Raw genomic sequence first — 20,440 nt, 5'->3', positions numbered from 1 at the left:
TTCCGAAAATCGGAATGCTTTTTATCGCTAGCTAATTAGTTTTTTGTAACGTTAGCTGCTTGTGGTCCGCGGTTTCCTTCAACGATTTCGAAAGAAACTTCTTGACCTTCTTCTAAAGTTTTGAAGCCGTCGCCTTGGATAGCTGAGAAATGTACGAATACGTCTTCTCCGCCTTCAACTTCGATGAAGCCAAAACCTTTTTCGCCGTTAAACCATTTAACTTTACCTGTTTGCATGTCATGTACCTCCTAAATAAAAATGAAACTATGAATCCACATGAAAAGGTGGATATAAAGGACATGAATGTATAACAAGCTTACAGCCTTTAATACAACGTGCTTTATTTCCGTACCACATTATGTAGCTCAATAGTGCTTTCACTATATCATGCTATATCGAAAACGTCAAATGAGAACACTTTCATTCCATCATTTTTTATAATCTTAGTATAACCTTAAATTTTCATTCTATTTTTATTCAAAAATTAACAAAAATACAGTACTCTAATTCTTTTAACTTCTGTACAATATAATTACTACATATTTATGAGGTGAAAAAATGCAAGCACATGAAATCGAGTATAAGTTATATGGCGATGATATGCAGTTTGTTGAAATTGAATTAGATCCAAAAGAAAGCGTTATCGCAGAAGCTGGCGCAATGATGATGATGGAAGATTACATTGAAATGGAAACAATCTTTGGTGACGGTTCTGGCCCATCTAACGGTTTATTCGGCAAATTAATGGGCGCTGGTAAACGTCTCGTTACAGGCGAAAGTATGTTTATGACTGTATTTACAAATACAGGTCACGGCAAACGCCACGTCTCATTTGCTGCTCCTTATCCTGGTAAAATTATTCCTGTAGATTTAACAGAATATCAAGGAAAAGTAGTTTGTCAAAAAGATGCCTTTCTTTGTGCCGCAAAAGGGGTTTCTATCGGGATTGAATTTACGAAAAAAATAGGAACTGGTTTCTTCGGCGGTGAAGGGTTTATCATGCAGAAACTTGAAGGTGACGGCCTTGCTTTCATGCACGCAGGCGGAACTGTATATAAACGTGAATTAAAACCTGGAGAGAAACTTCGCATTGATACAGGTTGTCTCGTTGCCATGACAAAAGATATTAACTATGATATCGAGTTCGTTGGAAAAGTAAAAACAGCTCTATTTGGCGGTGAGGGTTTATTCTTCGCAACATTAGAAGGTCCTGGAACAGTTTGGATTCAGTCCTTAACACTTAGCCGATTAGCAGCACGCCTTACAAGCCCAGCAGCGCAAAGTACTGGTGAAGGTAGTGTATTAGGTGGCCTTGGTCGTTTATTGGATGGGAAAGAGTAAAAAGGGCCCTTATGCAGGCTTGTCCATCGACTAATATAATACTAAAATTAAACACCCTTGCTTGCAGTAATGCAGTGGAAGGGTGTTTTAATTTACGTCTACAAACGAGAAAAAGCAGATGAAATAAAGTAATAAGGTTTACTTCAGTAAAATAAGGTATATTATATTTGTTGAATAGATTCTCTTTCAAGACAAGAAAAGTAGGTGAACAAAGTGGGAAAATATCAATTGGATTCCAAAAGTCAGGTAGCTGTGGCAAAGTTTCATGAAAAACAGAAGCCTGCCAAATTTGATAAAAAGCAAAAACTTGAACAATTACGTGCGGAGTATTTGAAAAAAAGGCAAAAACAAACAGATAAATAATATGTTTTGTTTCCCGAAATTTTCGGTATATAGTGCGAACAAACACAAGTAAATAGGTAATCATCGTTCAAATATATACAGGCTATTTTTTCAAACCTCTTACAAGACCAGCATTATAAAGTACTGGTGAAAGTAGTATATTAGGTGGCCTTGTTCACCTTTTAGATGGAAAAGAGTAAAAAATGCCTCCAATGTAAAAAAACATCGGAGGCATTTCTCTAAAGTTTATGACTATGGCACTTTATTTTTACTGCGGAGGGCTATACATACCATTTCGAATCATATAATACTCCATCGCTTCATTAAGCCATGCCTCTTCTTCTTCTTTGTAAGGAGATGGCATCATATTATTATATTGTTCTTCTACATTCTCTAATTTACCTAAAGAATACATTGTCTCTTCACCAACATACTTAAGAGTCGCCTTCATATGTTCATCAACCAATTTTTGCACTTCTGAATCCTCAATTTGTCTTCCAAATAACCTTTTCACTTCTTTTGCTAAACGCACAAACTCTTTATCAAGTGCTATGCCCTCTTCTTCCGACTTATTATATAATCCATCAGCCAAGTCTTTTGATACATATCCTTCAAGCCATAAACGTTGTTCGTTTTCTTTTTGAATGCTGTTAATTAGACTCATTAATATGTCACTATCCAACTCTTCATCTTCCTCAAGACATACCATTGTTCGTTCAAGCGCCTTTATCGAAACTTCAATGTGTCTTCTCTTTTCTTCAAAGGCTTTTCTTTGTTGTTCCAACGTTTCTTTTAAATTTACATTCAAACTTGGCATTTTCAGCATAACGCGTATTTCTTCTAAACTATATCCTAATACTTTAAGACTCACTATTTTCTGTAGTTCTAATATATCTTTTCCTTTGTACACACGGTGACCAGAGCTAACATTCTTTTCAGGCTTAAGTAGTCCAATTTCATCGTAATATTGTAGTGTCCGTATTGATGTGCCTGTCCTCTTTGCAAACTCACCAATTGAACAGCCTTCCCTTTTGCTCATCTTACACTCCTCCTAACAATATGTTTACAAAAATCATACTCCCTCACGTAACTGTAGGTTCAAGTCTTTTTTCCAAAAGCATGAATCAAGTTCCTCACCGCATATATTAAACTATACCTTTTCTTAAGGAGGGCTTCCTTAATGCGTACTCCTTTATCCTTTGATAAAGACACTGCCATACTGTTAGCTTCTTGTTGTGAGTTAACGTATGAACAATATAAACAAAATGGTATTTTCGAAATACCAGATGGTTTTCAATATGTACAAGGGTTTCAAGGAAAAGCCATTCAAACAACAGAATGGTTCGGGTTTATATTAGAATCTGAGGATACAATTATCGTTGCCTTCAGGGGCACTCAAACAGACCCAGATTGGATTATTGACTCTCTCGTCAATCAAAAACCTTATCCTTATGCTTTAAATAGCGGAAATGTCCATAACGGCTTTCTCTCTATTTATGAGTCTTGTCGTGATTCTATTATGGATATGCTCGTATCATTGCCAGCACATAAAAAACTACTAGCTACTGGGCATAGTCTAGGTGGTGCGCTTGCCACATTACACATATTAGATGCACGTATAAATACCGCCTTCGCACAGTATGGACTTTATACATTCGCTTCTCCAAAAGTAGGAGATATCGCTTTTCGAAATTATTATAAACTACAAGTAGCTAGTAGCTTTCGTTTCGTCAACTTGTTCGATGTCGTTCCACTTCTCCCTCCCCGAAACATAAATTTTAATGATCATGATTGGGAGTATGCACACGTCCATCACAATATGACATTTACAAAAAATACAAAATCCATTACAAATAATCATTCCATTACAACATACAAAACATGTCTGACTTCTCATTTTTAACCAGTAAACAATTGGAAATAAAATATTCGTATACTATAATACTCTATGAAGTTATTTTTGGATGAGGGGACCTTACATGTTAAAATTTATCTTCACACTTTTTCTTATTGTAATTTTTACGGTCACAGGTTTCTTTACATTTTCATACTTTGCGACAGGAGAGTATGATGGGGCAGGTATCATATATACCACTGTTCCATTTCTTTCTTAAGCAAAATAAATAAAACGAGCTTAATTTTATTAAGCCCGTTTTATTTATTAATATCCATTTTTATTGGTAAATCGATAATATATCTCCCAATATAGCAACTTCTTTAAAACTGTTTAACTGCATTACCAATACCCCAAATTTCATTGCTGTACTGCAAAATCGTTCGATCACTCGCAAAATGACCAGACTGTGCAATATTTAAAATCGACATTTCTAGCCACTTTGTTCGGTTCTCATAAGCTCTACCGACAGCTTCTTGTTTTTCAGCATATGGGCCAAAATCTCGCAGAACGAAATATTCATCATTTTGAATAACGAGAGAATCATAAATCGCTTCAAATTCTGCTCCCGATTGTGCAAAGAAACCATTTGTTAATTGATCAACTACTTTCTTAATGTGCCTATTGTGGTGATAATAATCACTTGCACGATATCCACCATTTTGATAGTAATGAAGAACCTCTTCCGCTGTTAAGCCGAAAATGAAACAGTTATCATCACCGACCCGGTCTTTTATTTCAATGTTAGCTCCGTCTAGCGTTCCGAGTGTAATCGCACCGTTCATCATAAATTTCATATTACCTGTTCCCGATGCTTCTTTACTCGCCGTTGAAATTTGTTCACTTACATCCGCTGCCGGGAATATATCTTCCGCTAAAGAAACTCGATAGTTTTCTAGAAAGATAACTTTCATATATTGACTGACATACGGGTCATTATTTACTTTTCTTGCGAGTTCATTTATTAATTTAATAATTTTTTTCGCGTAATAATATCCAGGTGATGCTTTCGCTCCAAAAATAAAAGTACGCGGATAAAATGTAAAACTAGCATCCTCTTTCAAACGGTTATACAAATATAAAATATGAAGAACATTTAATAATTGTCGTTTGTAAGCATGTAATCTTTTCACTTGCACATCAAAAATAGAATTTGGATCAATCGTAATCCCCATTGTATTATGAATGCGCTCCGCTAAAATCTCTTTACGTTCTTGTTTTACTTCTGCAAATTTCTCTTGGAAACTCGCATCATATTGAACTGTTTGCAACGATTGAAGCTTAATCGGTTCTTTCTTCCACTCTGTTCCAATCGCCTCTGAAATGAGATTTGTTAACTGTGGATTTGCTTTCATAAGCCAGCGCCTATGAGCAATTCCATTCGTCTTATTATTAAACTTATCTGGATAAAATTCATAAAACAATCGCATTTCCCGCTGCTTTAATATTTCCGTATGAATTTTTGCTACACCGTTTACGCTATGGCTACCGACAATTGCTAAATGAGCCATTTTCACAAGATCATGCGCAATAATTGCCATGTCTTCGATGCGATGCCATTCATAAGGATAACGTTCCCAAAGTTCATGACAGAAACGTTCATTAATCTCTTCAATAATCATATAAATTCTCGGTAATAATGGTTTAAAAATGTGAATTGGCCACTTTTCGAGCGCTTCTGATAACGTCGTATGATTCGTATAAGAAATCGTCTGCGTCGTTATGTGCCAAGCTTCTTCCCATGTTAACTTTTCTTCGTCTAGTAAAATACGCATCAGTTCTGGAATTGCTAAAACCGGATGTGTATCGTTAATATGAATCGCAATTTTTTCATGTAGTTGACGAAGGTCACCATATCTTTCTCTATGCATTCGAACAATATTTTGTAAACTTGCTGATACGAGGAAATACTGTTGTTTTAAACGAAGTATTTTCCCCTCATCATGCGTATCATCTGGATATAAAAACTCCGATACAGCCTCTGTTTCGCGCTTATATTTCAAAATATCTTTGCAGTTTTGCGGGAAAGGAACTGGTTCAGCATTCCAAAGTCTAAGTGTGTTTACAGTACTCGCCTCATAGCCTACTACCGGCACATCATATGGCACTGCCATAATGACTTCTGCATTTGTATGCCTAAACTCTAAACGCCCGTCAATTTCTAGCGGTTCAACACTGCCGAAATAACTTACTTCCACAGCTTGATCATGCCTTCTTACTTCCCATACATTTTCATGAAGAAGCCACTGTTCTGGAAATTCAACTTGATAACCATCAACAATTTTCTGATCAAACAAACCATGTTTATAACGAATTCCACAGCCGTGTCCTGGCAAGTTTAAAGATGCAAGTGAATCGAGAAAACAGGCTGCTAAGCGTCCAAGCCCACCATTACCAAGGCCTGCATCTGCTTCCACTTCTTCTAACTCTTGCAACGAAATCCCTAGTTCAGATAACCCCTGCTCGCATACATCTCTAATACCTAAATTCAAGATGTTACTTCCAAGCAAACGTCCAAGCAAAAACTCAATAGACAAGTAATACATTTGCTTTTGCTCTCCGGATCGATAACTCTCATTCGTTGCAATCCATTGACTATTCATATACTCACGTACCATATGGCCGAGCGTATTATATTGATCACGAGTTGTAGAATCTTTGAAACTTTTCCCATACATCGTCTCTAACTTTTCTAGAAAAGTTGATTTAAAACTTTCAACATGAGTAAACATTTTTTCACCACCTACATGTTATTCCATGAGACTTTTATACAATTCCTTATAAGCAAGAGCCGATTGCTCCCAGCTATAATCTTCAGTCATCGCTTGTTTTACAAGCTGCTCCCACACTGGTTTATCATGATAAAATTCAATTGCACGGTGAACCGTATGCAGCATGTCATGTGCATTAAAGTTCGTGAAACTGAAACCATTTCCTTCGCCTGTTTCTTCATCATAAGAATGTACTGTATCGTTTAATCCACCTGTTTCTCTTACAATTGGAATCGTACCGTACGCTAATGCGATAAGTTGTCCAAGTCCACACGGTTCAAACAGCGATGGCATTAAAAACAAATCGCTTCCCGCATATACTTGGTGAGCTAATTCTTCATTAAATCCGATATAAACTTTTACCTTCTCCGGATACTCATATGCCATCCACTCAAAGAATTGCTCATATTCCGAATCACCTGAACCTAAAATAATACATTGTACATCTTCTTCCATTATTTCGCGGAATACAGTGCGTACTAAATCAAGACCTTTTTGCTTCGTTAATCTCGTTACCATTGAAATAATTGGTGTATCCTCTTTTTCTGGCAAACCAAAATAACGCTGCAAAGCGCGTTTATTTTCACTCTTTTCATATAATGACTCTGCATCATACTGAGCCTTAATATACGAATCCGTTTCTGGATTATATACGCTCGTATCAATACCATTTACAATGCCGCTAAGCTTATCATTATATTTTCGCAGTAATCCATCTAACTTCTCACCGAAAAATTCATATTGAATTTCTTCTTTATACGTCGGGCTTACCGCTGTAATTTGATCCGAAGCGATAATACCGCCTTTCATAAAGTTTATGTTTCCATAAAACTCTAGCTGCTCACTATGAAAATATTCATCACCAAGCTCTAACAAGTCGTACATCACTTCAGGAGGAAATACTCCTTGGAACTGCAAGTTATGAATCGTATATACCGTTTTAATACGCTCATATAACGGGTTATCTTGATACTTTTCACGAAGTAAGAAATTAACCATAGCCGTATGCCAATCGTGGCTATGAAGAACATCCACTTCAAAATCAAGGTGTGGAATACACTCTAACACTGCTTTTGAGAAATAAGAAAAACGCTCCCCGTCATCATAATGACCATACAGAGAATCTCTCTTAAAATAATATTCATTATCTATTAAGTAATACGTAATTCCGTCTTGCTCACCTTTTAAAATTCCACAATATTGATTCCTCCACCCGAGCGGGACGTTAATTACTTTATGTAACGTACACCCATCTCTTAACTTTTGTGGAATGAGACTATAATTCGGAAGTATAATACGAACGTCCACTCCTAATTTTTTCAGCTCTTTTGGGAGCGCACCCGCTACATCAGCTAATCCTCCCGATTTCACAAACGGTACACATTCTGATACTGCAAATAAAATATTCACTTGTTGTCCCACTGCGCGAAAAGTTTTTATTACTCCTCTTGCAGCTTCCTCCCTTCGAGTTTTCATTTAAATTAAAACTTTAATCAGTGGAGGAAAAAGCCCCCACTGATTCTTTAGGAATAACTATTAATCGTACTGTTTTGTACGCTTCCTTTTTCTACAACATACGGCTCATCGATATTTCCTTTTAATACGACACCGTCGCCAATTTTCACGTCTTTATCAATAATAACACCGTCTATTATACAGTTATCTCCAATTTGGCTCTTTTGCATAATAATACTGTTACGGATAATTGATCCTTTTCCAATTTTAACTGAACGGGAAATAACACTGTTTTCTACCTCCCCCTCAATAATACTGCCATTTGCAATCATTGTATTTTTCACGACTGCACCCTTTAGATAACGAGTTGGTGGCTCATCTTTTACTTTCGTAAAGATCGGCGCTTCTTTCTTAAATAATTGCTTCCAAATAGCAGGTTGCAAAATTTCTAAGCTATGTTTATAGTAACTTTCGATCGAGTCAATAATTGCTACATATCCAGTATGTTCATATGTAGCAATATGTAATGATTTCCCGCGTTTTTCTCTCACTACATCAAATAAACTGTATTGCTCCACATCTTTATATGACTCAAATAAATCTAATAATAATTGTTTCTTTAACACGTATGTTTGAAGCGAAACCCCTTCATGGCAAACTTCTGTAATATCAGCTGCCGTATGTATATGTCGCTCTAACACCGCTTGAAAATTTAATGCTGTTACGAGATGGCTATTCGTAATAACAACGTACTCTTCTCTGCTTCTTAGAAAATAATCAATATGTCTTCTAAAGTGTGCAAAAGACCCAAATTCATCTTGGTCACATTGGCAGTTTGGCGGGAATAAAAATAGTCCGTCTCGTTTTCTATCTAAATCCCACTGTTTTCCTGAACCAACATGGTCCATTAACGAACGATTTTTATGGCTTGTAAAAACTGCCACACTATGAATACTAGAATTCACCATATTTGAAAGCATGAAATCAATGAGTCGATAACGGCCCCCAAACGGTAACGCCGCTAGTGAACGATGCCCTGTTACTTTCTTTAAGGAAGGAAAACTTCCCGTTGCATTAATAATTCCTAACATTTTTTCTCCCATTCATTTCATCCCCCTTTTCTATTTCCCTTCAGCAATTAATACTACATCGTCAACATTCTTTTCTGGCCGAATGATTGTTCCATCTTCGATAACCATTTCTGATCCAACAATCGCTCTTTCAATCACAACATTTTTACCAATCTTAGCCCCTGGCATAACGACAGAATCAATCACCATACTACCTTCTTCCACCGTCACTCCTTGGAATAACACAGAATGCTTCACGTCCCCTTCAATGACGCACCCTTCGTTAATAAGCGATTCTTCTACTTTCGCCTTTTCAGCAATATATTGAGGCGGTTCGTTTGGATTGACAGAGTAAATACGCCAATTACGATCGTTTAAATTCAGTGATGTTTCATCGCGAAGCAAATCCATATTCGCTTCCCATAAGCTCTTCACCGTTCCAACATCTTTCCAATATCCTTCAAACGGATACGCCATTAACTTCTTCCCTTCATCCAATAAAAGCGGAAGTACATCTTTTCCAAAATCGTTACTAGATTCAGGGTTTCTCGCATCCATCTCTAAATACTCTTTCAAAATTGACCAATTAAAAATATAGATTCCCATTGATGCAAGATTACTTCTTGGAAATTGTGGTTTCTCTTCAAACTCAACAATCTCCATTTCTTCATTTGTATTCATAATGCCAAAGCGACTCGCTTCATCCCAAGGTACTTCAATAACAGAAATGGATACGTCCGATTCTTTCTCAATATGGTAATCTAGCATCTTACTGTAATCCATTTTATAAATATGGTCACCTGATAAAATAAGAACATACTCCGGTTCATACTGACTTAAATAGTTTAAATTTTGATAAATGGCACTTGCCGTACCTGTATACCACTTAACCCCTGAAGACTCCGCATAAGGAGGTAATACTGTGACCCCACCGTTTACTCGGTCTAAATCCCACGCATTTCCGATTCCGATATAATTATGAAGTTCAAGTGGTTGATATTGTGTTAAAATCCCAACCGTTTCAATACCAGAATTCGCACAGTTACTTAGCGTAAAATCAATAATGCGATATTTACCACCAAATGGAACAGCTGGCTTGGCTAAATTTTTTGTTAATGCACTTAAACGACTACCTTTTCCCCCTGCTAGTAACATTGCTACGCACTTTTGTTTTTGAGCCATCTTGTTTTTTGCTCCCCTTTCTCGTCTTCACTGGTCGTAATATGGATACGCCGAATGGTGGAATTGTAATCTCTACATGTGCCGCTTGATTATGGTACGGTTCTAGAATTGTCTTAAGACGTTTCTTATTCACTTGCCCCGAACCGCCATATTGCTGTGCATCACTGTTTAAAATCTCGTTATAATACTCGAAATCTGGTACACCTACTTTATAGTTTTCATATGTAGCTTTCGTAAAATTACATACGACAACTAACGCATCTTCTTGTTTATCCCCTTGGCGGATAAAAGAGAAAATACTTTGCTCATTATTATTAGCATCAATCCACTGAAAACCTTCAGGTGAATGGTCAAGCTGCCAAAGTGGTTTTGAGCGCTTATACAATGCTATGAGCTCATTAAAGTAATCATGCATATAACGATGCATTTCAAAATCATGTAAATTCCAATCTAAATCTTCAAGGTCTTTCCACTCATCAAACTGTCCGAATTCTCCTCCCATGAAAAGTAACTTCTTTCCTGGGTGAGTAAAGAAATATCCATATAATAAACGAAGTTGAGCAAACTTATCCCAGTAATCACCTGGCATTTTATTTAATAACGACTTTTTCCCATGAACGACTTCATCATGAGAAAGCGGTAATATGAAGTTTTCAGAGTACGCATATAGTAAAGAAAACGTCATTTTCTCATGAATGTGTTTCCTATATTCAGGCGCACACTCCATATATTTCAGCACGTCATTCATCCAGCCCATGTTCCATTTGTAATTGAATCCAAGCCCACCTTCATACGTTGGAGTTGTTACAAGTGGCCAAGCTGTTGAATCTTCTGCCGTCATAAGAAAATCTTCATCTTCTGCAAACACTGCTTCATTTAACTCTCTTAAAAATGAAACAGCATGCTCATTACTTTGCTCTTGTCCTTCTTTATTCCAGTACAACATGTTCGCAACTGCATCAACTCTGAAACCATCAATATGGAAATATCTCATCCAAAATAACGCATTTGAAATTAAGAAATTACGTACCTCTCTCTTTCCTAAATCAAAATTGACAGTTCCCCATACTGGATTTTCTTGTACATCTTTATCTTTATATTCATAGGTCGGTGTACCATCAAACAAATATAAACCGTGAGCATCTTTACAAAAATGCCCCGGCACCCAATCTAAAATGACACCGATTCCATATTTATGACATTCGTCGACAAAATGCATTAAATCATGCGGCGTACCAAATCTACTCGTCGCTGCATAATATCCCGTTCCTTGGTATCCCCAAGAACGATCATATGGATGCTCAACAAGCGGCATAATTTCAATATGTGTAAATTGATGTTCCACCACATACGGGATGAGCTCTTCAACCATTTCCCTGTAAGAGTACAGCGTTCCATCTTCTTTCTTTTTCCAAGAACCAAAATGTAATTCATAAACTGTCATCGCTTCTTTATAAATCAATTTTTTCTTTTTCTTACGATTCCAGTTTTTATCATTCCATTCATATCCTTTTATATCAAAAACTACAGATGCCGTATTCGGTCTTACTTCTGCATATACAGCATACGGATCTGCCTTTAAAATGACGTCACCAGCCAACGTTTCGATCGCATATTTATATATTTCTCCTTCTTCAATATGCGGTATAAATAAGGACCAAATGCCTTCTTCTGTCACTTGTAGCATCTTATGTTGCTCATAATCCCACTCATTAAAATCCCCAACAACACTCATTGCTTTCGCATGAGGAGCCCACACTGTAAATCGTACCCCTTGAATCTCATCTTCCGTCACAACATGTGCGCCAAAGATGTTATAACTTTCATAGTACTTTTCTGTATGAAACTCATCTCGTTTCACTTCTTCACAATTTATTACACTCAATATGCTCACCTCACTTAGATGACAGAATTTTTTATACTTTAACTATTTCTGCGAAAAACTGCAATATCCTTGTTAATTTATAAAAAACATTCGTTTTTTTCTTAAAAATGTTAGTTTTTCTTCACATTTCCGTGTAAAATATCGAATTTTGACGAATATTCATTGAAAACGCTTTATTACCCTTCTATATTTCTGTCTATTATTTTTTCTCACCCTTTATTTTATTAGGTTTATACTATTTTTCATGCTATTTTCCACTCAAAATCAAAACAAAATAATCTGTCATAAAAAAATGTTTCTCAACATTTTTTGTCATAATTTTATTGAAATGCGAAATTCATAAGCATATACTTGTTCTCAATAAAGAACAGAAATCTTTCGTAACTATAATTCATAGCGGACTACTATGTTTACTTATTTATCCTTGTTGCGAACGATTGCTATAAAAATTTAACTAGGGGGCTTTCTTATGTCATTAAAACAAAAAGTAGGAATGGGAGTTGTCACCGCTTCACTTGGTTTATCCCTTACATTCGGAGGTGTATTCGCCTATTTCAGTGATTCAGAAACATCAAGTAACTCATTTCAAGCTGGAACACTAGATCTTTCTATTAATCCAAGTGTAATCGTTAATGTGAAAGATTTAAAACCAGGTGATTTTATTGAAAGGAACTTCAAGCTTGAAAATAAAGGTACATTGGATATCGCAAAAGTAGCACTTGAAACATCATATGAAGTTACAGATGCAAAGCAAAATAATGACGGTGAAGATTTAGGTGATCACATTATCGTCAAGTTTCTAGTAAATGATGGACAGCCATCTAATCCAAACGATGACCATGAGATTGTGTGGGAAACAAAACTATCACAATTAAAAACTATGAAACCTGAAGATGTCGCTACGTCTCTAGAACGTCATAACTTAATAGATGGTATTAAATCTGGTGAAACAGATTACTTACACGTCCTCTTCTCATTTGAAGATAACGACCAAGATCAAAATAAATTTCAAGGTGATTCCCTGCAGCTAAACTGGACATTCCATGCTGAGCAAACAGCTGGCGTGGAGAAATAATTTTTAAAAATATAAATTACCGGAGGCCTATAAATGAAAAAGAAAAATCGTTTTGTTACTGGAATTGTAACGGCTGGCATTCTGTTTTCAACTGCCATTCCGTTCAATGTACTTGCTGAAAGTCCTATTAACCAAATTGAATCTTCAAATGCTCATTCTATATTATCGAAGCTTTCTAAAGAACAACGCCTAGCATTACAAACGGTAGATGCCAACCCTGGTTTTACAATTTCACCAGATATTAATACGAGTAGTTCTGAGCCTATAAATATCATTGTAGAATTTCAAACTGCACCAGTAAAGATTAATGAATTAAAACAAAAAGAAAAAGGATTACAAGCTGCTCCTGAAAATATAAAAGCACGTATTGATCAAGAACATGAAGAATTCGAAAAAGGACTAAAACGTCTTTATCAATTCAGCCCATCAGTAAAATCAGGAAACTTCCAGTCTGTACAAATTAAACGTTCTTATAAGCATGCGCTAAATGGTGTTGCAATGACATTACCAGCAAATACAGTTGAAGAGTTGTTACGAATTGGTGTTGTAAAACGCATTTGGAAAGATTACGAAGTGAAATTAAATTTACCAAAACAAGCTGAGCAAAAAGCACCCCAAAAACTAACAGACAGCATCCCTCAAATCGGGGTAGATAAGTTACATAGTGAGGGTATTACCGGAAAAGGAATTAAAGTTGGTGTATTAGATACAGGTATTGATTACAATCACCCTGACTTAAAAGACGTATATAAAGGCTATCGCGCAAAACCTGGTGAGGACTCTAGCAAAGTAGATCCAAATTCAGTAAAGGGTTGGGACTTTATTAATAATGATGCAGATCCAATGGAAACTACTTATTCAGAATGGCAACAATCTGGTGCTCCTGAATTTGATAACCGTGGTTCTTCCTTCTACACAGCCCACGGCACTCACGTAGCAGGTATCGTTTCTGCTCAAAAGAAGAACCAATCTGATTCAGCAGTAAAAGGTGTTGCACCTGACATTGAACTGTATAACTATCGTGTACTCGGTCCATACGGAAGTGGAGATAGTTCAGGTATTATCGCTGCAATTGATAAATCTATTTCTGACGGTATGAACGTTATTAACTTATCGTTAGGTGATGATAGCAACAATCCTCTTGATCCAACATCTATCGCTGTTAATAACGCGATGCTTTCAGGCGTTGTTACAGTCGTTGCTGCTGGTAACTCTGGACCGAATCCATCAACACTCGGATCACCAGGTGCTTCGCCATTTTCTATTACGGTTGGAGCCAGTGATAGCTCTATTTCCTTACCGAAACTATCAGGTCATGCTGGACAATTACAATTCCCTAACCTAATTTTGTTCGGCAAAAACTTCACTGATAAAATAGAAGATTTCAAGGGGCAAACTTTACCTATTGAATCTGTAGGAATCGGTACGCCTGACGAGTTTAGTAAAAAAGATGTAAAAGGAAAAATCGCTCTCGTTGCACGTGGTACAACCTCATTTGATGAAAAAATTGCTAACGCAAAACAAGCAGGTGCAAAGGCCGTTATTATTTATAACAACGTGGATGGAGAAATTCCTTTCTACGTTGGTGAAAGCACAAAATACATTCCAGCATTCCGCCTAACGAAAGAAGACGGTGAAAAACTAAAAGCTCAAATTGAACAAGGTAGCACATCCTTAACTTTCGATGAAATTAATTACATTCAAACAGAAGGCGATCATCTTGCAGACTTTAGCTCACATGGTCCTGTTACAGCAAATGATGATATTAAGCCTGATATTACAGCGCCTGGTGTCGCTGTCCTTTCAACAGTTCCTGAATATATTAACGACCCGCAAGAGGGTGAAAACTACGCTGTTTCCTATGAGCGTATGCAAGGAACATCTATGGCTTCCCCTCATATTGCTGGCGTTGCTGCTCTAATTTTACAAGAACACCCAGACTACTCTCCGTTCGATGTAAAAGCGTCTCTTATGAACACAGCTGATGATTTAAAAGAAAAATATTCGGTGTATGAAGTTGGAGCTGGGCGAGTAGATGCTTACAACGCCGTTCGTACAGAAACAAGCTTTAAAGTATTAGATACGACACAAACTGTTGTAAATGATGAAGTAATTGAAGTGCCCGAAGAAACTGGATCTATTGCATTCGGTAAGTTTTATCAAAAAGACGGTGAAGCTCTTGAACAAAAACGAAATATAAAAGTAACTAATCATAATAAACAAGAGAAAAAAGAATTTAAAACAGAAATTTCTTATACACCAGCTTCGTCTACTATTAACGATGCTGTCGCAAACGGTGTAAAAATCTCTGCTCCAGAAACAATTACTCTTGATGCTGGCAAAGCAGGTGAAATTGAAGCAAAAATTAATCTTCCAGCCGGTGTAAAACAAGGCCGATATGAAGGATATATTCATATTACGAACACGAAAAATAAAGAAGAAACATATCAAATCCCATTCTCTATTCGTGTATCAGAGCCTGGTATTGAAAATGCAATACTATCAAGAAAAGCAATTTCAACTGATACATCTAAATTTAATCCATACGGTGAATCGTATGTTCACGGGGCATTCCAATTAAACAGCGAACTTGAAACGTTAGATCTTATCCTAAAAGATTCCAAAACAGATAAAGCTCTGGGCTTCATTGGGACATTAAACACAAGTGGACTAAAAACTGATGTGTATTACTACTTAGACTCATTCTTTAATGGAAAAGTGTATCCTTTTACAAATGATCCTGCAAAACCAATTGGTGATGAGAAAATCAACTTACCAGAAGGAGACTACACAATTGAGTTTGTCGGTTATGATAAGGCTGGGAAAGCACGTGTAAAAGGTGATTATGTTGTAATTGATAATACCCCACCAGAAGTGAAACTAACTGGATTAAAACCTGGTATTTACGAGTTAAATGAAGAAAATTATACAGTAGAAGATGGCAAAAAAGCACTATGGATTAAAGGAAATGTATACGATTCAAACGTTGACTACTTAAAAGGAAAAGGATTAAACATTACGCAAGAAGCGAATGGCGTTATGTACTATGACTATTCTCCATACTTGCATAAGTTTTTACCGATTAATGCAAATGGCGACTTTAAAGTTGGCATTACACCTGACTCCTTCAAAACGGAAGGTCCAATGAACACAGGCGTATATATTTTCGATTATGCAACTGCAGGAGCTGACTATCCAAGCGGTGTAAATAACTACTGGTTTATCCCACAAGGTGCTCAATATGCGAAAGCTAGTTACGATAAAAAAGAATTATATAAAAATGACGAGTTCACAGTAACACTAAACGCAAAACACGTAAAACAATTTGTTGCTGGGCAATTTAATGTAAACTTCCTAGAGAAGAACTTCAAATTTGCAAATGCGAAGTTTAATCCTGCTTTTGAAAAGCTACTTTCCGAAAAAGGAGTAACCGCAAAAGTAAATGAACCGAAACTAGAGGCAGGTTCGGTTACAGTTGGTGGCGCTATCGATGACAAAAACTTTGCTGGATTAGATGGTGATTTCCCGTTCATTGATGTAACTTTCAAAGTAGAAAATGATGAATTTTATGAAGCAAACGCTCAATTAGAGTCACCAATTTTTGTTTACTGGAAACAAGGTGAATCAGAACCAAATAGAATGCGTGTACTTCAAGATCAAACATTCTCAGTTATGTCCTTAAATTCACTAGTAGAAGGAAATATTAAACCTGGTGCATTCTTAAATGAACGTGGATATTTAGATGAAAAATTTGATTATGCAAAGCTTGGCGTAAAAGTATACGCAACTGATTCTTACCGTCATAAGTTTGAAGGCTCACTAGATAAATATGGGTACTTCAAACTAAATGGACTTCCAGTTAATAAACGCGACTATAACCTATATGTAGAAGTGCCAGGACATTTAACAAGCCGCCTAACAACGAAACTTGGTACTGAAAAAGACGGTAAGCTGCTTGGCCAATATTATTATGCAAGATCTGACGAAAACCTTGCCGGCGATGTAAATGCTGATAAAGTAATCGATATTAAAGATGCTGAAATTATCGCTAGCAACTATGGTAAAAAAGGACTAACTGTAAAAGACGGAGACCTTAATAAAGATGGGATTGTCGACGAAAAAGATATTCGCTTCGTTGAAAAGAACTTCTTGAAAAAAGGGCCAGATGCATCTAAATCACAAACACCTGTAGAAAAATCAAAAAGCGGTACACTGACAGATATTTTAAAGAAATTGGGATTAACGCCTAAAAAATGATAAAGTGAAACTTTAATCAGTGGGGGGTGTTCACCCCCCACTGATTATTAGTTGAACCAATCGGGCTTTTACGGGCAGTTGATCACCAAACTAACTTCTTTGCTTTCGCTGCATTTTGAGGTGGGGATCTTACTGCCCGTTAATGCGGGATAATAAAGAGTACTCTACGTAAAGTAGAGTGCTCTTTTCTATAAACGACCCTTATCCAGCAAAAGGGGTATATTGGGGATATACAAGGGAAACCGGAAAAGGAATTTATATTAAATTATATAAGTTCAGAGGTAAGAAGCAGTTTCCCACCTCTGAATTATTTAGCAATTATTATAGTACTGGTGCCATTGTTTCTTTTAATACTTTTACAGAATGAGCAAATTTCGCTTTTTCATCTTCATTTAGCTCAAGTTCTACGATTTCACGTACACCTTCGCGGTTAATTACAGCTGGAACACCTACGTAAGCATCTTTCTCTCCGTATTGACCTTCAAGGTATGCAGATACAGTTAATACGCTGTTCTCGTTGTTTAAGATTGCTTTAGTTACACGAAGTAGTGACATACCGATTCCGTAGTAAGTTGCACCTTTACGCTCGATAATATGGTAAGCTGCATCACGTACGTTTTCGAAGATTTTATCTAAGTCTTCTTGATTGTACTGTTCGTTGTTAGCTAAGATTGTTTCTAGTTTTTGTACACCGATAGTAGCGTGGCTCCATACTGGAAGTTCAGTGTCACCGTGTTCACCAACGATATAAGCATGAACGTTACGTGGATCTACATCTAAGTAGTCACCTAACATGTAACGGAAACGAGCAGAGTCTAAAGTAGTACCAGAACCGATTACGCGCTCTTTTGGTAAACCAGATTCTTTCCAAGTTACGTAAGTTAAAATGTCAACTGGGTTAGTTGCGATTAAGAAGATTCCATCGAATCCACTATCCATAATACCGCGAACGATTTGTTTAAAGATCTTTGTATTTTTTTCAACTAAGTCTAAACGAGTTTCACCTGGCTTTTGTGGTAATCCAGCAGTGATAACTACTAAATCTGCATCTTTACAATCTGCATAGCTACCGCTCCAAACTTTTGTTGGTGATGGAGAGAATGGTACCGCATGGCTTAAGTCCATTGCTTCCCCTTCTGCTTTTGCTTCATTAACATCTACTAATACGAACTCTTCAGCTACACCTTGGTTGATCATTGAGTAAGCGTAACTACAACCTACAGCTCCTGTTCCTACTAATACTACACGATTGATACCTTTTTTCATGGTAATTTCCCCTCTCTATTGTTCACATCTATTTTTTATGATTGTTTAAGTAATTAATTAAAATACTAATTTAATGTTGTTTAACTTCTTTACACTCATATTGTAGCATGTATCATTGTGAATTACTTCACAAATTATGACCTATTTGTGAACTTTTTCACATAAAGTGTAAAGTTATTAGATCAGGTGTGGAATCCATTTCAATGGAGGCGTTTTCTTTAGATTGTGAAAGGGATTTTCTTATGTTTTTTCGGTAAGTGAAATTATATCGACGATTTTTAGAATATATCGACCGTAACTCAAATTATATCAGCGATTTTTGCAATATATCGACTTACCGACAAAACTCGACAATAATGACAACCTAAAAAAGCTGTCTTCTATATATTATTTATTTTCCACAGTAGCTCCCGGATGTATTTTCATCGGTTTCTCCAAGTGTAGGAGGCTACAGTCATACTTCCTTCATATCCATACAGGTCCAAATAAATAACATGATTGTATTTACGGCTCTCTATGTACCTAACTGCAACAGCGAATACTTCATATTTCTTCTATTGCATAAAAAAAGCAGACTATCCAAAGTCTACTTTTATACAACAAAAAAGAGATAGCAGTTTATGCTATCTCTTTTAGTATGACCCGTACGGGATTCGAACCCGTGTTACCGCCGTGAAAGGGCGGTGTCTTAACCACTTGACCAACGGGCCAATTACTGGCAGAGAAGAAGGGATTCGAACCCTCGCACCGCGTTCGCGATCTACTCCCTTAGCAGGGGAGCCCCTTGAGCCACTTGGGTACTTCTCTATAAATATGGCTCCGCAGGTAGGACTCGAACCTACGACCGATCGGTTAACAGCCGATAGCTCTACCACTGAGCTACTGCGGAACAATTATGGTGGGCCTAAATGGACTCGAACCATCGACCTCACGCTTATCAGGCGTGCGCTCTAACCAGCTGAGCTATAGGCCCATAATTGAAAAGCGGGTGAAGAGAATCGAACTCTCGACCAGAGCTTGGAAGGCTCTTGTTTTACCACTAAACTACACCCGCATTAAATTTAAAATGGTGAGCCATGAAGGATTCGAACCTTCGACCCTCTGATTAAAAGTCAGATGCTCTACCAACTGAGCTAATGGCTCATTTTGAAAGTGGTGCCGGCTAGAGGACTTGAACCCCCAACCTACTGATTACAAGTCAGTTGCTCTACCAATTGAGCTAAGCCGGCTTGCGACTTCAAAATGGTGGCTCGGGACGGAATCGAACCGCCGACACGAGGATTTTCAGTCCTCTGCTCTACCGACTGAGCTACCGAGCCTTATTAAAATGGCGGTCCCGACCGGGGTCGAACCGGCGATCTCCTGCGTGACAGGCAGGCATGTTAACCACTACACCACGGGACCATTTGGTTGCGGGGACAGGATTTGAACCTGCGACCTTCGGGTTATGAGCCCGACGAGCTACCGTACTGCTCCACCCCGCGATGATATAATATGTAATTTAAGAAAAAATGGAGGAGGTAGAGGGATTCGAACCCCCGCGCGACTCTCGCCGCCTGTCGGTTTTCAAGACCGATCCCTTCAGCCGAACTTGGGTATACCTCCGAGATATAAACCTTTAGTGGTGGACCTTGTAGGACTCGAACCTACGACCGGACGGTTATGAGCCGTCTGCTCTAACCAGCTGAGCTAAAGGTCCTTTATGGTAGCGGCGGAGGGGATCGAACCCCCGACCTCACGGGTATGAACCGTACGCTCTAGCCAGCTGAGCTACACCGCCATAAATGATATTAAAATAAGTGGAGCCTAGCGGGATCGAACCGCTGACCTCCTGCGTGCAAGGCAGGCGCTCTCCCAGCTGAGCTAAGGCCCCATGTTTTTGGGAATATCGGGAAGACAGGA

Annotated in this window: 14 protein-coding genes and 14 tRNA genes; 6 read left to right on the top strand and 22 right to left on the bottom strand. The window is 37.5% G+C overall.

Going from position 1 to position 20,440, the window contains the following annotated elements:
• Window positions 1-35 precede the first annotated feature (35 nt).
• A complete protein-coding gene (gene cspD / locus DN400_RS22210; protein ID WP_001193052.1) occupies window positions 36-236 on the bottom strand; it encodes a cold-shock protein CspD in 201 nt (66 codons plus the stop codon).
• A gap of 322 nt (window positions 237-558) precedes the next feature.
• On the opposite strand from cspD, the gene DN400_RS22205 reads away from it, so the two are divergent.
• The gene (locus DN400_RS22205; RefSeq protein WP_001147841.1) at window positions 559-1,341 is read left to right on the top strand and encodes a TIGR00266 family protein; all 783 of its coding nucleotides are present in this window, start codon (window positions 559-561) and stop codon (window positions 1,339-1,341) included.
• Window positions 1,342-1,554: 213 nt separating this feature from the next.
• Complete coding sequence (locus DN400_RS29610; RefSeq protein WP_065229491.1) at window positions 1,555-1,704, top strand: hypothetical protein; 150 nt, start codon at window positions 1,555-1,557, stop codon at window positions 1,702-1,704.
• A 247-nt stretch (window positions 1,705-1,951) separates the two neighbouring features.
• Here the strand turns inward: DN400_RS29610 and DN400_RS22200 are convergent, their stop codons facing one another.
• Entirely contained in the window at window positions 1,952-2,722 is a 771-nt protein-coding gene (locus tag DN400_RS22200; RefSeq protein ID WP_065229492.1) for a MerR family transcriptional regulator, read from the bottom strand.
• A 141-nt stretch (window positions 2,723-2,863) separates the two neighbouring features.
• Here DN400_RS22200 and DN400_RS22195 point away from each other — a divergent pair, with 141 nt between their 5' ends.
• Together DN400_RS22195 and DN400_RS30000 are read left to right on the top strand one after the other, a co-directional pair.
• Window positions 2,864-3,586 (top strand): lipase family protein, encoded by a 723-nt coding sequence (locus tag DN400_RS22195; protein WP_001260112.1) that lies wholly within the window; start codon window positions 2,864-2,866, stop codon window positions 3,584-3,586.
• A 76-nt stretch (window positions 3,587-3,662) separates the two neighbouring features.
• A complete protein-coding gene (locus DN400_RS30000; RefSeq protein ID WP_016079902.1) occupies window positions 3,663-3,797 on the top strand; it encodes a hypothetical protein in 135 nt (44 codons plus the stop codon).
• A 103-nt stretch (window positions 3,798-3,900) separates the two neighbouring features.
• Here DN400_RS30000 and glgP read toward each other — a convergent pair whose 3' ends face one another.
• From glgP to glgB, 5 genes are all read right to left on the bottom strand, one after another.
• Entirely contained in the window at window positions 3,901-6,309 is a 2,409-nt protein-coding gene (gene glgP / locus DN400_RS22190; RefSeq protein ID WP_063548915.1) for a glycogen phosphorylase, read from the bottom strand.
• 18 nt (window positions 6,310-6,327) lie between these two features.
• Complete coding sequence (gene glgA, locus DN400_RS22185) at window positions 6,328-7,758, bottom strand: glycogen synthase GlgA (protein WP_029948456.1); 1,431 nt, start codon at window positions 7,756-7,758, stop codon at window positions 6,328-6,330.
• A 113-nt stretch (window positions 7,759-7,871) separates the two neighbouring features.
• Window positions 7,872-8,906, bottom strand: coding sequence for a glucose-1-phosphate adenylyltransferase subunit GlgD (gene glgD, locus DN400_RS22180; RefSeq protein WP_000504162.1), 1,035 nt, complete (start codon window positions 8,904-8,906; stop codon window positions 7,872-7,874).
• A gap of 18 nt (window positions 8,907-8,924) precedes the next feature.
• A complete protein-coding gene (glgC, locus tag DN400_RS22175) occupies window positions 8,925-10,055 on the bottom strand; it encodes a glucose-1-phosphate adenylyltransferase (RefSeq protein WP_000057604.1) in 1,131 nt (376 codons plus the stop codon).
• Window positions 10,003-11,940 (bottom strand): 1,4-alpha-glucan branching protein GlgB, encoded by a 1,938-nt coding sequence (glgB, locus tag DN400_RS22170; RefSeq protein WP_097997135.1) that lies wholly within the window; start codon window positions 11,938-11,940, stop codon window positions 10,003-10,005. Before glgB ends, glgC begins: the two co-directional genes overlap by 53 nt.
• 469 nt (window positions 11,941-12,409) lie before the next feature.
• Here glgB and DN400_RS22165 point away from each other — a divergent pair, with 469 nt between their 5' ends.
• Both DN400_RS22165 and DN400_RS22160 read left to right on the top strand, forming a co-directional pair.
• Complete coding sequence (locus DN400_RS22165; protein WP_065229495.1) at window positions 12,410-13,015, top strand: CalY family protein; 606 nt, start codon at window positions 12,410-12,412, stop codon at window positions 13,013-13,015.
• Between the two features lie 33 nt (window positions 13,016-13,048).
• A complete protein-coding gene (locus DN400_RS22160) occupies window positions 13,049-17,272 on the top strand; it encodes a S8 family serine peptidase (protein WP_147801940.1) in 4,224 nt (1,407 codons plus the stop codon).
• Between the two features lie 321 nt (window positions 17,273-17,593).
• Here the strand turns inward: DN400_RS22160 and DN400_RS22150 are convergent, their stop codons facing one another.
• The 15 genes from DN400_RS22150 to DN400_RS22080 all read right to left on the bottom strand — a co-directional run bounded on the left by DN400_RS22150 (window position 17,594) and on the right by DN400_RS22080 (window position 20,411).
• Entirely contained in the window at window positions 17,594-18,538 is a 945-nt protein-coding gene (locus DN400_RS22150) for an L-lactate dehydrogenase (protein WP_000715346.1), read from the bottom strand.
• A gap of 638 nt (window positions 18,539-19,176) precedes the next feature.
• A tRNA-Glu gene (locus DN400_RS22145) sits at window positions 19,177-19,248 on the bottom strand.
• A gap of 6 nt (window positions 19,249-19,254) precedes the next feature.
• Window positions 19,255-19,345, bottom strand: a tRNA-Ser gene (locus tag DN400_RS22140).
• A gap of 7 nt (window positions 19,346-19,352) precedes the next feature.
• Window positions 19,353-19,427 (bottom strand) — tRNA-Asn (locus DN400_RS22135).
• 7 nt (window positions 19,428-19,434) lie between these two features.
• A tRNA-Ile gene (locus tag DN400_RS22130) sits at window positions 19,435-19,511 on the bottom strand.
• Between the two features lie 10 nt (window positions 19,512-19,521).
• Window positions 19,522-19,592: transfer RNA gene (locus tag DN400_RS22125), tRNA-Gly, on the bottom strand.
• Window positions 19,593-19,605: 13 nt separating this feature from the next.
• A tRNA-Lys gene (locus DN400_RS22120) sits at window positions 19,606-19,681 on the bottom strand.
• 10 nt (window positions 19,682-19,691) lie between these two features.
• Window positions 19,692-19,767 (bottom strand) — tRNA-Thr (locus DN400_RS22115).
• Between the two features lie 14 nt (window positions 19,768-19,781).
• Window positions 19,782-19,857, bottom strand: a tRNA-Phe gene (locus DN400_RS22110).
• A 9-nt stretch (window positions 19,858-19,866) separates the two neighbouring features.
• A tRNA-Asp gene (locus DN400_RS22105) sits at window positions 19,867-19,942 on the bottom strand.
• Between the two features lie 3 nt (window positions 19,943-19,945).
• Window positions 19,946-20,022, bottom strand: a tRNA-Met gene (locus DN400_RS22100).
• A gap of 28 nt (window positions 20,023-20,050) precedes the next feature.
• A tRNA-Ser gene (locus DN400_RS22095) sits at window positions 20,051-20,143 on the bottom strand.
• A 17-nt stretch (window positions 20,144-20,160) separates the two neighbouring features.
• Window positions 20,161-20,237, bottom strand: a tRNA-Ile gene (locus tag DN400_RS22090).
• Between the two features lie 4 nt (window positions 20,238-20,241).
• Window positions 20,242-20,318 (bottom strand) — tRNA-Met (locus tag DN400_RS22085).
• Between the two features lie 20 nt (window positions 20,319-20,338).
• Window positions 20,339-20,411: transfer RNA gene (locus DN400_RS22080), tRNA-Ala, on the bottom strand.
• Window positions 20,412-20,440: the final 29 nt, after the last annotated feature.

This window comes from Bacillus sp. AR8-1, assembly GCF_008042345.1.
Classification (GTDB): Bacteria; Bacillota; Bacilli; order Bacillales; family Bacillaceae_G; genus Bacillus_A; species Bacillus_A cereus.
The sequence above is the reverse complement of the archived record's forward strand: the minus strand, read 5'-3'. Positions and strand labels throughout refer to the sequence as shown.